The organism is Proteus sp. fly-1067 (genome assembly GCF_040139345.1).
Taxonomy (GTDB): Bacteria; Pseudomonadota; Gammaproteobacteria; order Enterobacterales; family Enterobacteriaceae; genus Proteus; species Proteus vulgaris_B.
Map to the genome: position 1 here is coordinate 81,974 of NZ_JBEEUL010000010.1, position 15,251 is coordinate 97,224.

15 protein-coding genes are annotated in these 15,251 nt (G+C 38.8%); 7 read left to right on the forward strand and 8 right to left on the reverse strand.

Going from position 1 to position 15,251, the window contains the following annotated elements; all coding sequences use genetic code 11:
* Nucleotides 1-80: 80 nt before the first annotated feature.
* Together ABN217_RS13825 and ABN217_RS13830 are read right to left on the reverse strand one after the other, a co-directional pair.
* On the reverse strand, nt 81-1,028 hold the full coding sequence (locus ABN217_RS13825) for a carbamate kinase family protein (RefSeq protein WP_115350551.1): 948 nt from the start codon (nt 1,026-1,028) through the stop codon (nt 81-83).
* A 323-nt stretch (nt 1,029-1,351) separates the two neighbouring features.
* The gene (locus ABN217_RS13830) at nt 1,352-2,086 is read right to left on the reverse strand and encodes a glycerophosphoryl diester phosphodiesterase (RefSeq protein WP_196554803.1); all 735 of its coding nucleotides are present in this window, start codon (nt 2,084-2,086) and stop codon (nt 1,352-1,354) included.
* Nucleotides 2,087-2,260: 174 nt separating this feature from the next.
* Between ABN217_RS13830 and ugpB the strand changes: the two genes are divergently transcribed.
* From ugpB to loiP, 5 genes are all read left to right on the forward strand, one after another.
* Entirely contained in the window at nt 2,261-3,565 is a 1,305-nt protein-coding gene (ugpB, locus tag ABN217_RS13835) for a sn-glycerol-3-phosphate ABC transporter substrate-binding protein UgpB (protein WP_349459529.1), read from the forward strand.
* Nucleotides 3,566-3,627: 62 nt separating this feature from the next.
* Nucleotides 3,628-4,512: a sn-glycerol-3-phosphate ABC transporter permease UgpA gene (ugpA, locus tag ABN217_RS13840; protein WP_196554805.1), complete on the forward strand. Its 885-nt coding sequence runs from the start codon at nt 3,628-3,630 to the stop codon at nt 4,510-4,512.
* The gene (gene ugpE, locus ABN217_RS13845) at nt 4,512-5,360 is read left to right on the forward strand and encodes a sn-glycerol-3-phosphate ABC transporter permease UgpE (RefSeq protein ID WP_340894969.1); all 849 of its coding nucleotides are present in this window, start codon (nt 4,512-4,514) and stop codon (nt 5,358-5,360) included. The genes ugpA and ugpE overlap by 1 nt, the downstream gene beginning before the upstream one ends.
* 1 nt (nt 5,361) lies before the next feature.
* Complete coding sequence (gene ugpC / locus ABN217_RS13850; protein WP_196554807.1) at nt 5,362-6,462, forward strand: sn-glycerol-3-phosphate ABC transporter ATP-binding protein UgpC; 1,101 nt, start codon at nt 5,362-5,364, stop codon at nt 6,460-6,462.
* A gap of 491 nt (nt 6,463-6,953) precedes the next feature.
* A complete protein-coding gene (gene loiP / locus ABN217_RS13855; RefSeq protein ID WP_072069806.1) occupies nt 6,954-7,706 on the forward strand; it encodes a metalloprotease LoiP in 753 nt (250 codons plus the stop codon).
* A gap of 52 nt (nt 7,707-7,758) precedes the next feature.
* On the opposite strand, the gene ABN217_RS13860 is transcribed toward loiP, so the two are convergent.
* Entirely contained in the window at nt 7,759-8,226 is a 468-nt protein-coding gene (locus tag ABN217_RS13860) for a MarR family winged helix-turn-helix transcriptional regulator (protein WP_349459530.1), read from the reverse strand.
* Nucleotides 8,227-8,344: 118 nt separating this feature from the next.
* Here ABN217_RS13860 and ABN217_RS13865 point away from each other — a divergent pair, with 118 nt between their 5' ends.
* Both ABN217_RS13865 and panM read left to right on the forward strand, forming a co-directional pair.
* Nucleotides 8,345-9,532, forward strand: coding sequence for an MFS transporter (locus ABN217_RS13865; RefSeq protein WP_196554809.1), 1,188 nt, complete (start codon nt 8,345-8,347; stop codon nt 9,530-9,532).
* Nucleotides 9,533-9,543: 11 nt separating this feature from the next.
* Entirely contained in the window at nt 9,544-9,963 is a 420-nt protein-coding gene (gene panM / locus ABN217_RS13870; RefSeq protein WP_349459531.1) for an aspartate 1-decarboxylase autocleavage activator PanM, read from the forward strand.
* A 62-nt stretch (nt 9,964-10,025) separates the two neighbouring features.
* Here the strand turns inward: panM and ABN217_RS13875 are convergent, their stop codons facing one another.
* From ABN217_RS13875 to ftsY, 5 genes are all read right to left on the reverse strand, one after another.
* On the reverse strand, nt 10,026-11,171 hold the full coding sequence (locus ABN217_RS13875) for a glycerate kinase (protein ID WP_196554811.1): 1,146 nt from the start codon (nt 11,169-11,171) through the stop codon (nt 10,026-10,028).
* A gap of 94 nt (nt 11,172-11,265) precedes the next feature.
* Nucleotides 11,266-12,120 (reverse strand): RNA polymerase sigma factor RpoH, encoded by an 855-nt coding sequence (rpoH, locus tag ABN217_RS13880; protein WP_072069811.1) that lies wholly within the window; start codon nt 12,118-12,120, stop codon nt 11,266-11,268.
* Nucleotides 12,121-12,482: 362 nt separating this feature from the next.
* Entirely contained in the window at nt 12,483-13,460 is a 978-nt protein-coding gene (gene ftsX, locus ABN217_RS13885; RefSeq protein WP_072069812.1) for a permease-like cell division protein FtsX, read from the reverse strand.
* Entirely contained in the window at nt 13,453-14,118 is a 666-nt protein-coding gene (gene ftsE / locus ABN217_RS13890; RefSeq protein WP_023583735.1) for a cell division ATP-binding protein FtsE, read from the reverse strand. The genes ftsX and ftsE overlap by 8 nt, the downstream gene beginning before the upstream one ends.
* A 5-nt stretch (nt 14,119-14,123) precedes the next feature.
* A partial coding sequence (ftsY, locus tag ABN217_RS13895; RefSeq protein ID WP_349439268.1) for a signal recognition particle-docking protein FtsY occupies nt 14,124-15,251 on the reverse strand: 1,128 nt, incomplete at its 5' end.

The following is a 15,251-nucleotide window of genomic DNA, read 5'->3' on the forward strand; positions in this document are numbered from 1 at the left end:
ACACGGATAAAATAAGCGCCTTACTTTTTACAGATAAGGCGCTTGTTAAAAATATAATTGAATATTACTTATGGTGATAATTAAGCAACAATATGTGTTCCTGTTTCACCTTTTAAAGCAGAAGCCAATTTTTCCGGTGTTGTGATAATCACACGTTTTCCGCCTGCGGCTAAAAATGACAAACTCGCTTCGATTTTAGGAAGCATACTACCCGGAGGAAAATGCCCCTCATGCATATATTGAGTCATTTCTGCCACAGAGGTTTCACCTAACGCTTTTTGTTCTGGTTTACCGAAATGAATACAGACTTTTTCAACACCGGTTGTAATAATCAGAATATCTGCATGCAATTCTTTTGCCAGTAGCGTTGAGGATAGATCTTTGTCAATCACGGCATCAACACTTTGGTAATTTCCTTGCTCATTTTTAATAACTGGAATACCACCACCCCCTACAGCAATCACAACATAGCCACATTCTGACAATGATTTAATTGCATTGGATTCAATTACATGTTGTGGAATAGGAGAGGCAACAACACGACGATAACCACGGCCAGAGTCTTCAATAAAATGCCATTGAGGGTTTTCTTGTTGTAATTGCATCATCTCTTGTTCAGAGAAAAATGCACCAATAGGTTTTGTTGGAGAAACAAAATTAGGATCGTTTTTATCTACTTCAACTTGAGTGATAAGGGTGATCGCTTGTTTATTTTGTTGAACACGAAGCTTATTGGTTAACGCTTGTTGTATTAAATAACCAATCCCACCTTGTGTGTCTGCAACACAATTGGCTAATGGCGTTAATGGTAAACCTTCTTGTACATGTGCAACTTCTGCACGGCGTAAATCAAGCCCTACTTGTGGTCCATTACCATGAGTAAGAACAATATTATACCCTTCAGCCACCATATCACTAATATGGGCTGCAACCTCTTGTACTGCTTGTTCTTGATGAGCGATAGACTGGCTAGCATTGTCTTTAATAATACTGTTGCCTCCAATGGCAACAACAACGAGTTCTTTCATGTTTCACTCTCAATTATATTATTGGCAATTAAAGTAGAAATAACTCACCTCTACTCTCAGAGGTTGGGTTAATAGGGTCGCCATATCGCTAACCACTTACCCCATTTTTATCATTTAATGAGATAAACATTATCGTATTGAACAATATCTATTCATTAATTGCGCAGGATAATAACAGAGAATGTAAATAAAACATCTATTACTCAACATTTCTCTTATTTAATTTCAGTAAATAGAATGAGAAAGAGAGGAAACAAGAAGCGTCATCAAACAGATTGATAACGCCTTATTTAATACAAATAAATGGGATAGTTAGGGCTTTTTCATTTTGCTATTTGAACAATATCAGATTGATAAACATCAGGCATATCGGTAATTAGCATATCAACTCCCCATTGTTCAAAATCTTTCACTTCATCAGGATCATTAGGGGTATAACAATAGATTTCATAGCCTGCTTGTTTGAACAATTGCGCTTGTTCTTGTGTAAGATATTTGTAATTACAATGCACACTAAAACCATCAATAACTTTTAATGTTTCTAATGCATTATCGGGGATCTCATCCCACAATTGTCCTCTTCGGATAAAAGGAGAATATCGCTTCATCACAATTAAAGCTTGTGTATCAAAAGAAGAAAATAAAATTTGCTCATTCGGAATATCTGCACTTTTTATCATATCAGAGACGGCTAAGCATAAGCGTTCAATATCATCATCGGGCCATGTTTTCAGCTCAATATTGAGTTTTGTGCCTGAACGTTTAATTAACTGTAGTCCTTGTCTTAAAGAGGGAATTTTTTCACCTTGATAAAGTGAACTAAACCAACTTCCTGCATCAAGACGATGTAAATCATCTAAAGTATGAAAACGCACAGCACCTTGCCCATTCGTGCAGCGGTTAACCGTTTTATCATGAATAAGCACAGGAACATGATCTGCCGTTAATTGCACATCCGTCTCAATCCATTCACACCCAAAATCAATCGCCATTTTAAATGCAGCTAACGTATTTTCAGGGGCTTTTCCAGAAAAACCTCGGTGAGCAGCTATCTTCATTTCTCTCTCCTTTTCATTTGTGCCGACATCATGACAATCATTTATGACAGCAATTTGACAGTCACACCATCAATAACTCTTCATTTAATTGTCACCCCTTTGTCATAAATGACATTTAGGGTAATTAGCAAACTAGATTGCACCTTTAACTCTCGATTTAAAAGGAAATACTGCATGTCGATAAAATCAATAACGGGCCTTGCCGTTGCGATGACACTCTTTGCTTCACCTACACACGCAAAAACACAAATTGAATGGTGGCATGCAATGGGAGGTGCGCTTGGTCAGAAAGTTAATCAAATCGCGTCTGATTTTAATGCAAGCCAATCTGAATATGAGATCAAGCCTGTTTATAAAGGCACTTATGCTGAAACGATGACCAGTGCAGTAGCTTCGTTTCGTGCTAAAAACCAACCTGCTATTGTGCAAGTCTTTGAAGTCGGTACAGCCAGCATGATGGGAGCTAAAAAGGCCGTTTTTCCGGTTTATCAATTAATGGAAAAAACTAACGAGCCTTTTGATCCAAATAGTTATCTATCTACAGTTACCGGCTATTACACCACCAGCGATGGCCAAATGATGTCACTGCCCTTTAATAGCTCAACACCCGTGCTTTATTACAACAAGGTTCTGTTTAAAAAAGCAGGTATAGACCAACCGCCTAAAACATGGAAAGAGATGGAAGTTGTGTCTCAAAAATTGCTCGACTCCGGAGTAAAATGTGGCTTTACCACCACATGGCAATCATGGACACAAATAGAAAACTTTGGGGCACGTAATAATTTGCCTATTGCAACAAAAAATAATGGTTTTGATGGCTTAGATACGACGTTTCTATTTAATAAGACCCCTTTCGTTGCTCATATTCAACAAATGGCAGATTGGTCTAAATCAGGTATTTTCAAATATGGTGGGCGTCAATCCGACTCAATGCCTCTATTTTATACCCAAGAGTGCGCCATGGTGATGGAATCATCAGCGGGTTTTGCTGGTATTAAAGAGAATATGAAAGGAATTGATATTGGTGTTAGTCAATTACCTTATGACGATACGCTTGTACAAAAACCTGCTAACACCATTATTGGTGGTGCATCGTTATGGGTTATGTCAGGGCGTCCCGATGCAGAATATAACGGTGTAGCAAAATTCTTCACCTATCTTTCAAGCCCTGAAGTACAAGCTGATTGGCACCAAGCTACAGGCTATCTTCCTGTTACTAAAGCCGCTTATGCATTGACACAACAACAAGGCTTTTATCAGCAAAATCCAGGGGCTGACACTGCAATATTACAAATGACAACCTCCGAACCGACTGCAAATTCCAAAGGATTACGCTTTGGTAATTTCTTGCAAACACGCGAAATTGTTGATGAAGAATTAGAAAAAGTATGGTCAGGAAAACAGAGCGCTCAGGCCGCATTGGATAATGCTGTCACGCGTGGAAATGAGCAATTACGCCGTTTTGAGCGTACTCAATAATCACATTTATCAGGCGAGCTTAACGGCTCGCCTTCTGTTTTTATCGATTTACTGGATACTGTATGGCTTCTCAATCCATTTATTTTAAACAAAAATGGTTACCCCTAGCGCTGATTTTTCCTCAACTGGCTATCACACTTATCTTTTTTATTTGGCCTGCTGGGCAAGCTTTCTTTCAGTCATTTCAATTAGAAGATGCATTTGGCCTGAGTAGTGAGTTTGTGGGTCTCGAAAACTTTCAGCGTTTATTTAGCAATAGTTACTATTTTGACAGTTTAATCACGACATTGATTTTTAGCACCAGTGTTGTCTTTCTCTCTATGATATCTGCGCTTATTTTGGCAGGCATTGCCGAGCAAGTTTTACGAGGCAAACTGTTTTATCGCACGATCTTAATTTCACCCTATGCCATTGCGCCAGTTATCGCGGGTTTTCTTTGGTTATTTATGCTTGATCCCACGATTGGCGTATTAAGCCAATTATTAAAACAGATAGGCATTAATTGGGATCCCGTACTGAATACACATCACGCGATGTGGATGGTGATTTTAACTGCGACATGGAAACAAGTGAGTTATAACTTTTTGTTTTTCCTAGCCGCCTTACAATCTGTGCCTAAATCACTATTAGAAGCGGCGGCTATTGATGGCAGTGGACCTATTAAACGCTTTATAACAATAAGTTTTCCACTCATTTCACCGACCACATTTTTCTTACTGGTCGTGAATTTTGCCTACGCCTTTTTTGATACTTTCGCCATTATCCATGCCATGACACAAGGTGGCCCGGGAAGTAGCACATCAACATTAGTGTATAAAGTCTATAACGATGGTTTTGTAGGATTAGATTTAGGCTCTTCAGCCGCACAATCCGTTATCTTAATGTTTATTGTCGCGATATTAACCGTGATCCAGTTTCGTTATGTTGAGAAAAAGGTGGCTTACTGATGGTTGAACGCAGACCTTTATTTCACGCTTTTTGCCACTTTATTCTCATTGTTGGCATTCTTTCTGTCGCATTTCCTGTATGGATAGCGTTTGTTGCTACAACACATCAAAATACTGCATTTGCCACAGGTTCACCGCTTTGGTTCGGTACTGAAGGTTTCGGTATTTTTAAAACGCTATTGTCACAAGCGGGCACAACACAAAATAGTGCGATTTCAATTAATAGCATGTTGTTGAATTCACTAATCATGGCGTTAGTGATCACTATCGGAAAGTTAACAATTTCGATTTTATCAGCCTATGCTGTTGTATTTTTTCGCTTTCCAGGTCGTATGCTAGCCTTTTGGACTATCTTTTTTACATTAATGTTGCCTGTTGAAGTTCGTATTATGCCGACATTTGAGGTTGTTACTAACCTTAATATGCTGAACTCTTATGCAGGATTAACAGTTCCATTAATTGCCAGCGCTACCGCTACTTTTTTATTTCGACAATTCTTTCTTACTATCACCCCAGAGCTTATTGAAGCAGCCAAAATTGATGGCGCGGGCCCAATACGATTCTTTTTCACCATCTTACTTCCTCTTTCACGTACCAATATAGCCGCCTTGTTTGTTATCACATTTATTTATGGCTGGAACCAATATCTTTGGCCAATGCTGATCACAACAGATACCCACTATTACACTATTGTGATGGGTATCAAACAGATGGTTGCGGTTTCCGATGGTGTTATTGAATGGAATAAAATTATGGCAACCACATTAATTGCGATGTTGCCTCCTGTCTTTATCGTCATTCTGATGCAAAGAGCCTTTGTAAAAGGCTTTATTGATACGGAGAAATAACATGACAACCGTCACTCTCAGCGATTTAGAAAAGCGTTACCCAAATGGTCATCAAGCCATTTCAAAATTAAACCTTTCTATTGAGCAAGGCGAAATGGTGGTATTAGTTGGCCCTAGCGGCTGTGGTAAATCGACATTACTACGCATGATTGCGGGATTAGAAACCATTACACAAGGTGATTTACTCATTGATAATTTACGTGTTAATGAACACGAACCCAGTGAGCGTGATATCGCCATGGTTTTTCAAAACTATGCCCTTTATCCTCATATGTCAGTTTATAACAACATGGCATATGGCTTGCGTAATCGAAAAACACCAAAAGCAAAGATTGAAGAACTTGTCACAAATGCAGCTCAAATGCTGGAAATCAGCCATTTACTTGATAGAAAACCTAAAGAGCTATCAGGTGGGCAACGTCAACGTGTGGCAATGGGCAGAGCCATTGTCCGTAAACCTAAAGTCTTTTTATTTGATGAGCCACTCTCTAACCTTGATGCAAAATTACGTGTACAAATGCGCCTTGAGATAAAAAAGCTACAACGAAAACTCTCAACGACTTCGATCTACGTTACTCACGATCAAGTTGAAGCCATGACATTAGCCGATAAGTTGGTGGTACTAAATCAAGGAAATATAGAGCAAGTGGGTACACCGCTAGATATTTATGAAAGCCCGGCTTCTGTGTTTGTTGCTACTTTTATGGGTTCTCCTGCAATGAATATTTTAGATACTCCCATTAATCATGGTGTGATTAAAGTCGCTGATGGACACATTGCTGTTTCAGCTCAACACCTTCCTTATCAAGTGATTAAATTAGGTTTACGCCCTGAACATTTACTTATTAACCACCAGCACCCTATGTTTCATGTGGATGTTGAGTTTATTGAAGCATTAGGTGCTGATGTTTTAATTTACGCCACAACCTGTGATAAACAAAAACAAGCTGTTGTTATTCGCGCACCGAACGATCATGGTGTTAATATTGGTCACAAAATAGGTCTTACTATTCATCCTGAAAACCTACATTTCTTTGATGAGCAAACAGGAAAACGTATTAATCGCCCTTTTATGATCATCAGTGAATTAATGGTTTCATAAAATATTGATATTATTTCTTCATTTTCAGTTTAATCTGAATAGCGATGTGTTGAGCATCGCTATTTATTTATAACAAAGCAATAAATATCAAAAATATAAAAATTGTCAGAATTAAACAAATAAAAACCCGTAATAGATACAGTATTGTTTTGATATTATTCCAAATAAATAAAAAAACATCACTTACACTTAAAGTAAGTTCAATTAAATGTTTTATATAATATTTATCCAACAAAGCTTATCTTTTTAAACTTAGCTTTTCTATTAATTATCTTATTTTTAAGCAAGTTAAAATTATTAATCTGTTTTTTTCTCATGTTAAGGAAAGAAATCATAATACATTTTTGCTGAGAAAAGAAAAAACATATATTGAGATAATATTTTTTCATAAAACACCTATATTGCGCTAATAGATAAGCACTGTTATTCTTCTGCTCGAATTTGATCTGCACTTATATAAACTGCCAAGCAGAAAAGGACTTAATTAAAAAATGAAAATTAAATTACTTGCTACAGTGATGGTATCAGCAGCACTACTCTCTGGTTGTCAAAACCTCAATACCGATATGCTGACTAAATCAGGAACCCAACTTTTCCAAGCAGCAACATTAAGCGATGATGATATCAAAGCACTAACAAATGATGCATGTAAAGAGATGGATGCTCAAAATAAAGTCGCACCAGCCAATAGCACTTACACCAAACGCTTAAATAACATCGCTAAAGCGTTAGGTAGTGAAGTTAACGGCACTCCAGTAAATTACAAAGTTTACATGACTAAAGATGTGAACGCATGGGCTATGGCTAACGGTTGTGTTCGTGTTTACAGTGGTTTAATGGACATGATGACTGATAATGAAGTTGAAGGCGTTTTAGGTCATGAAATGGGTCACGTTGCTTTAGGTCATACCCGTAAAGCAATTCAAGTTGCTCACGCAACAGTTGCAGCACGTACCGCAGCAGCATCAGCAGGTGGCGTTGCAGCACAATTAAGCAGCTCACAATTAGCTGAAATGGGTCAGAAATTAATTAATGCTCAATTCTCACAACATCAAGAAACTGAAGCAGATAATTTCTCTTATGATCTGCTAACAAAACGTGGCGTTAATACAGCAGGGTTGGTGACAGGCTTTGAGAAGCTCGCAAAATTAGGGGGTGGTGATTCAAGTATGTTTGATTCTCACCCACCATCAAAAGAGCGTGCTGATAATATCCGTAATCGCATTGCAGCAGATAAGAAATAATGATCTTGCCCCTATATCTCATGGTATGGGGGTTTTTTTTCAGGTTTATCGGTTACGAATGATGAAAACGATCCGTAACATCGGTAAAAAAACGTTTAATTGCTTGCCTTTCATGCTGATCATATTGTTCAAATAACGCTGACCATTTTGCTTGAGATTGTTGATGTAATACTCCATGCGCATGAAAAAGCAGCTCTCCTTGAGCGGTTAAAATAAAAAAGATCTCTTTTTGATTGTCTGCCAATTTTATTTTTTCAATCGCACCTTTTTTTTGTAATCGGCTACAAATTTTTGAAACAGCTCCTCGAGTCATTGCCATATATTCACTAATGGTCGTAAGATTTCTCATGCTCTCCTCACCAATACAATGAATAACATGCAACTCTGTGAGTGAAAAATTCTCTAACCCCTTCTCTTCTAATACTTTTTTATGCTCCTCATTGACATATTCATCTTTAAGATGCAAAAAATCACTTAACCCTTTTAACAAGTCTTGTGTTGTTACATTCTCTTTTGCCATTTTGTTTCCTTGGAAAAAATTTTAAAAAAATAGTACCAAAAGTATTTACAATAATCAAAATATCGCTATTATCTATTTTGTTTCCATGGAAACAAAATAGATAATAAGAGGCAATAAAATGAAATTATCAATCCGTAGTTTGTTTTATCTCATTTGCTTTAGCGCATTATTAGGCTCTTTAGCGCAAAATATTTATACCCCTGTACTTCCCTTGATCCAACAGCAATTTAATACCACGTTATCACTGGTTAATCTGACGGTATCTGCATTTACTTTTGCTATGGCTGTTATGCAACTATTTTATGGTTCATTGATTGATAAATGGGGAAGAAAACCAATTTTACTCAGTGGATTAGCAATTTCTATTGTGGGCGCATTGGGTTGTGTTTGGTCTGACTCTATTAGCTTATTGATTTTTTGGCGTGTGATCCAAGCTATCGGTATTGCTGCCATTCCCGTGGTTGCGGCAACTATTCTTGGCGATCTTTATCAAGGAAACGATCGCGCAAAAGCAATGGGATCCTATCAAATGCTATTAGCACTAGCGCCTGCTTGTGGCCCTTTATTAGGTGGATATTTAGCGCAACATTATCAATATCAAGGCATTTTTATTTTCTTGGCTGTTATCGGTATCCTATTACTGATCACACATCTCTTTTATTTACCTGAAACACGTCCGGAACAGAAAGAAACCTTTAAAAGCTTATCAGCAATGCAGCAAGTACTTATAGCGCCTGAGGGTAAATCTGTATTTGTCATGAGTTTTATGGTGTTTTATAACTATTTTTGTCTACTGGTTTTCTTACCCTTAATTGCCTTTCATCTCTATCAACTTAACAGTACTGAAATAGGTGGATTATATATGCCTATGTCGATTGCACTTGTCTTAGGTAGCTATCTTTACCGTAGAATTTGCCATCTATTTAGTGCTGAATATGGTGTGATTATTACCTCTTGTATCAATCTGATTATGTTGACGTTATTTGCACTCTTTTGGCAAATATCACTACCTGTCATGCTTGGCTTAACTGTGTTATATGGGCTTTCTTTGGGCTTAACCATGCCAACGCACACTACATTATTAGCAAGTCATTTTGGCTCGATGAGGGCAACTGCAATGGGGATTTATAACTTTATTCGTTATTGTGGAATGGCTACTGGTCCTATGATTTCGGTCTATTTTGTAACTGACAATAACTATGAATATGTCTTTTATTCTTGTGTGATCTTTACGAGTTTGGCATTGTGTTTCACCATTAAGACCTTAATGTCTTCATTAAAAGAAAAAAAACAAACTGCAAACTAACAGGATATTTAATGAAATTAACCATTGAAAAACTGACACAACTCTCTGAACAAGACCGTATTGATTTAGGTAAAATTTGGCAAGATACACGTTATCAATCAGCTCTAGCAAATGAGATCAGTAACGAGAATGTACTCTTTGTGGCGAGATTTAATGAGCGATTATTAGCTGCTTGCTGGGTTAAATTATCGGGTAAAAAAGCGATTATTACTGATTTTATGGTCAGAGAAGTAACTCGTCGTCGCGGTGTTGGGCATTATTTATTGACACAATGTTTATCTGCATACCCTGATATTTTTCATTGGCAAGCAATAAGTTTATCCGCAGAAGAAAATGGATATGATGTTGCACATGCTTTTTTAGTACAACATCAATTTAGTCCATCACCACAATCTCATCTTTATATTCTAAATAATTCAAGGTGTAACTAGGTGACAAGTGAACGAGTCGCTAGGAGCATACATAATTATATGATTAATTTGAATGAACGCAGTCAAGAAGTATGACGAATAGCTAAAGTATAAAGTCTAGCCACATTATAAGCCGTCTCACTAAGATTCTTTTGTGCATTATCTAATGCATCTGAAAGTGTGGAAACGCCGGGTACAATAGAAAAAACAGCATCAATCCCGTGTTGGTAAACAACTTCATAATCAGATAAATACCCGCCCACCAATGCAACGACTGGAAGGCGATATTTTTTGGCTAATTTAGCCACTCCGGTAGGTGTTTTACCCTGTGCGGATTGGCTATCCATGCGACCTTCACCGGTTATCACTAAGTCTGCATCTTTCAAATATTTTTCTAATTCAACTGCCTTAGCAACAAGCTCTACACCTTGTGACAAGGTAGCTTGAGTAAAGGCAAGTAATGGCAAGGCAAGTCCACCAGCAGCACCACTTCCTGCAATATTGATAAGATTGCGTTGCATCATTTTCTCAAGATAAGTACCAAAATGACGTAAGGCTTTATCAAGTTGCACAATATCGTCTTTGGTCGCTCCTTTTTGAGGACCAAAAATAGCTGATGCTCCTTTTTCTCCACACAACGGGTTTGTTACATCACAAGCAATTTCGATCTCGACTTGCTTAAGTTTAGGGTTAAGAGTTGTGATATCAATAGAATGGAGCCGTGTTAATGCTAGTCCACCAAAAGGCAAAGAGGAGCCTAATTTATCTTTAAGACCAAGACCAAGTGCTTGCATCATGCCTGCACCTGCATCATTTGTAGCACTTCCACCTAATCCCAAAATGATTTTTTTAACCCCCATATCAAGAGCTGCATTAATTAATTCGCCCGTACCATAACTGGTCGTTAAATTGGGATCACGTTGAGAGGATGGAATAAGATGAAGGCCCGACGCTTGTGCCATTTCAATCACGGCAGTAGTGTTATCGCCTAAAATACCCCACGTTGCTATCACTTGTTTACCTAAAGGTGAGCAAACTGGCGTAGTAATTAATCGCCCTTGAGTGGCATCAACCAATGATGTGACTGTACCTTCTCCCCCATCAGCCATAGGAATGCAATAATATTGCGCATCTGGTAAATAGCGTGAAAACCCCTGTTTTATTGCTGTTGCAACTTCTTTCGCACTTAAGCTTTCTTTAAATGAATCAGGGGCAATAACTATTTTCACGTTATATTCTCCAGGCAATAAAAAAGCGATATTTTCATATCGCTTTTATAACATACTCTACTTTATGAGAGCGTGTACATGGTCTGAAATGTGATTAATCTTCAATCGCTAAACGCAATTTCTTCATCGCATTTTTTTCTAATTGGCGAACACGTTCAGCAGATACACCATATTTTGTCGCCAAATCTTGCAATGTCGATTTGTTATCATCATCTAGCCAACGGGCACGAATAATATCTTGGCTACGTTCATCAAGAGTTTCAATTGCTGACGTCAGTTTATCCGTTGCATGATTATCCCAGTTGTCTTCCTCAATGCCGTCGGCAAAGTCTGAAGATTTATCTTCTAAGAAGAGTACTGGAGCAATTGGATGTGAATCATCACTATCATCAGCAGTCATATCAAATGCCATATCTTGCGCTGACATTCGTGATTCCATTTCTCGGACATCACTTTCTGACACACCCAATTCCCTTGCGACTAATTCCACTTCATCTTGATTAAACCAACCTAAGCGTTTTTTATTTTTTCGCAGATTAAAAAACAGTTTACGTTGAGATTTAGTAGTCGCGACTTTCACGATACGCCAGTTACGTAGCACATATTCATGAATTTCTGCTTTGATCCAATGTACGGCAAAAGAGACCAGTCGGACACCCACTTCTGGGTTAAAACGGCGCACCGCCTTCATCAGACCAATATTGCCTTCTTGTATAAGGTCGGCTTGGGGTAAACCATAGCCAGAATAGCTGCGAGCAACATGAATAACGAAGCGCAGATGTGACAGGATAAGCGTTCTTGCCGCATCCAAATCACCCTCGTAATGCAGCCGTTCAGCGAGTTCCTTTTCTTCCTCTGCGGTTAACATCGGATAGGAATTGGCTGCACGTATATACGCTTCGATGCTGCCTTGCGGAACCAATGCTAAGGATTGCATTTCTTTTGTCATTCAAATCCTCATGAAAATCAAATAAATAATTAAGATTATTACTGTAAGGGAAAACGGATGAGCCTTATAAATATAGCTTAAATAGGAAGTCAGTTAAGTTTTTTACGATGTGTTTTTATCATAACGACTATTTGACCAGCATAAAGATTAAAGGTTCATCTCGCATCTATGTTTACATATCTTTGTACTTTCCCATGCAGAGGCAAACATGATCGTTGGCTTGCCTTAGAAAAGATTGCGAGCATTATTATGCCAGAGACGGGCCGTTGATAAAATGGCTGGGTGACGATATTAACGTAACCCTGCCTGATAAAAAATATCTCTCATTATTTAGAAGAGCAGTATAAAAGAGCTCTAATTCGTTATTCTGGTGTAAATTGACGCAAATGTTGCATTGTCGTCAACCATGCAGCAAGCCAACCGATAGTCATCGCTACGAGTATAAGAATAATTGACTCATCAAACCCTAATCCTGAAATGGAAAAAGAAGTCCCAAATACCGTTGCGGCTTGAGTCACCACATCAGAAAGTTTCCACACTAATAGAGCAGAAAAAATTAGGGCAAACACAGCGCCAATAAATCCAAGGATTAATCCCCAATTCAGGAAAGGGCGCATAATAAAACCATCGGTTGCACCAATAAGTTTCATAACATTAATGGTATCGCGACGACTGAAAATATTGAGGCGTACACTGTTACCAATCACCAATAGCAGGGCGACAACCATCAATGAACCAATCACCAAAGCAATTTGCCCTACTAATGAAGTCAACGTTGAGAGCCGAGCAAACCAACTATCATCCATTCTAACTTCATCAACACCGGGTATCTTCGTCACGGTATCACGCAAATTCACCATCAATTGTTGATCGCTTGGGTCCATAACAGGAGTCACAATTGCTACCGCAGGCAATGGATTCTCTTCTAACATATCTAATGCACTGCTAAAGCCAGACCAAGAACGGAATTCCACCAGCGAGTCTTGCCGTGAAAGATAGTTCACCTCACCCACTTTCTCTAAAGCTTCTATTTTTTTGATCGTTGCTTCAGCCAATGAATCATCAAGAGATTTATCAAGATAAACGGTTAATTGTGGAGTGGGATACCACTGCTCTGCCGCAGTTGAAACATTTTTCCACACAATATAAAAGATGCTAGGTAATGTTAATGAAATGGCGACTACCATTACCGTTAGAAAGGAAGAAAGAGGTTGGCGTAAAAAATCAGCCATGGTATTACGCCATGCATAACGCCATTGTTCACGTCTTCCCCCTTTTAGCGCCTTGGTTTTTGCGCCTGGCGTTGGCATTGATTTACGGGAACTTTTTGCTTTAGCCATTTTGTCCTCCCACCATTCTGCCTTGCCCTAATGTAAGAATTCGATAATTTCTACGCTCAATCAAAGACATATCATGTGTTGCCATTAACACAGTGACGCCTACACGATTAAACTCTTCAAAAAGACGCATTATGCCTTCTGAAAGCTCACCATCAAGGTTGCCCGTTGGCTCATCCGCAAGCAAAACCGTTGGCTTATTCACAACAGCACGAGCAATACCTACACGCTGTTGTTCACCACCAGAAAGTTGGATCGGATAATTTTTAGCTTTATCCAAAAGCCCCACTTTATCTAAAGCTGCGGAAACTCTGCGTCTAATATCCTCTTCACTTGCGCCAGCAATAATCAGTGGAAGAGAGACATTGTCATAAACCGTTCTATCCATCAATAAATGGTGATCCTGGAAGATCATCCCAATTTGACGACGCAGAAAAGGGATCTCACTATTTTTCAATCTGCTAATATCATGCCCAGCAAACCAAATAGCGCCATCACTAGGACGTTCTATTCCACAAATTAACTTAAGCAATGTACTTTTACCGGCACCCGAGTGACCCGTTAAAAAAGCCATTTCTCCAGGGCGAAGATGGAAATCAACTCCCTGTAATGCTTGTCTTCCACCTAAATAAGCCTTGCTGACGTGTTCGAAGCGGATCATTACAACTACTCCTCGCGGGCAAACAGAGCCTCAATAAAATCGTCGGCCTTAAACGGACGTAGATCTTCAATACCTTCACCTACCCCGATATAACGGATAGGAATACTAAACTGATCAGCAATAGAGAAAATAACTCCCCCCTTTGCTGTACCATCGAGTTTAGTCAATGTTAATCCAGTTAGCCCAACAGTTTCATTAAAGAGTTTAGCCTGACTGACTGCATTTTGCCCGGTACTTGCATCTAACGTCAGCATCACTTCATGTGGTGCTTCTTCGTCTAATTTCTTCATAACACGAACGATTTTTTTCAGCTCTTCCATTAAATGGGATTTATTCTGCAATCGTCCTGCGGTATCTGCAATAAGAACATCGACACCTTTTGCCTGTGCTGATTGGATCGCATCAAAAATTACTGATGCAGGATCAGCACCGGTATGTTGTGCAACAACCGGAATATTATTACGCTCACCCCAAACTTGTAACTGTTCAACCGCCGCAGCACGGAAGGTATCACCAGCCGCTAACATGACAGATTTACCTTCAGCTTGATATTGTCGCGCTAATTTCCCGATTGTGGTTGTCTTACCCACACCATTAACTCCGACCATTAAAATAACAAAAGGTTTTTTACCTTCAATATTTAATGGCTTATCAACTTTCGTTAAGATCTCGCTCATCTCTTCACGTAATTTGCCGTAAAGGGCTTCAGCATCTTTAAGATCTTTATGTGTTGCGTGTTTGGTCAGGCTGGAGATGATTTTAGTCGTGGTTTCCATTCCCACATCAGCGATTAAGAGTTGTTCTTCTAACTCTTCAAAAAGCTCATCATCAATTTTCTTACCACGAAATAGGCCAAGGAATCCTGAACCTAAGTTCTGGCGAGTTTTCAGTAAGCCTTTTTTCAGTCGGCTAAAGAAACCTTCTCTTTTAGGTTTTTCTTGTTCAATAACTTTATCTGCCAGCACTTCTTCGCGTAAAGATTCAATATCTTCAGCTTCTGCTTGCGCAATAGCGAGACGTTCGTTTTCTTCTTCTTGCGCAAGGCGTTGAGCTTCGGCTTCTTGAGCTAGACGCTCTTGTTCGATACGTTGCGCTTCTAAACGCTCTTGCTCTGCTTTCAGCTCTGCTTGGCG

Coding starts and splice junctions, on each gene's coding strand:
- ugpE (WP_340894969.1), top strand. CDS start 4,512: ATGGTTGAACGCAGACCTTTATTTCACGCTTTTTGCCACTTTATTCTC.
- ftsX (WP_072069812.1), bottom strand. CDS start 13,460: ATGGCTAAAGCAAAAAGTTCCCGTAAATCAATGCCAACGCCAGGCGCA.
- ugpB (WP_349459529.1), top strand. CDS start 2,261: ATGTCGATAAAATCAATAACGGGCCTTGCCGTTGCGATGACACTCTTT.
- ABN217_RS13860 (WP_349459530.1), bottom strand. CDS start 8,226: ATGGCAAAAGAGAATGTAACAACACAAGACTTGTTAAAAGGGTTAAGT.
- ugpC (WP_196554807.1), top strand. CDS start 5,362: ATGACAACCGTCACTCTCAGCGATTTAGAAAAGCGTTACCCAAATGGT.
- panM (WP_349459531.1), top strand. CDS start 9,544: ATGAAATTAACCATTGAAAAACTGACACAACTCTCTGAACAAGACCGT.
- ftsE (WP_023583735.1), bottom strand. CDS start 14,118: ATGATCCGCTTCGAACACGTCAGCAAGGCTTATTTAGGTGGAAGACAA.
- loiP (WP_072069806.1), top strand. CDS start 6,954: ATGAAAATTAAATTACTTGCTACAGTGATGGTATCAGCAGCACTACTC.
- ABN217_RS13830 (WP_196554803.1), bottom strand. CDS start 2,086: ATGAAGATAGCTGCTCACCGAGGTTTTTCTGGAAAAGCCCCTGAAAAT.
- ugpA (WP_196554805.1), top strand. CDS start 3,628: ATGGCTTCTCAATCCATTTATTTTAAACAAAAATGGTTACCCCTAGCG.
- rpoH (WP_072069811.1), bottom strand. CDS start 12,120: ATGACAAAAGAAATGCAATCCTTAGCATTGGTTCCGCAAGGCAGCATC.
- ABN217_RS13865 (WP_196554809.1), top strand. CDS start 8,345: ATGAAATTATCAATCCGTAGTTTGTTTTATCTCATTTGCTTTAGCGCA.
- ABN217_RS13825 (WP_115350551.1), bottom strand. CDS start 1,028: ATGAAAGAACTCGTTGTTGTTGCCATTGGAGGCAACAGTATTATTAAA.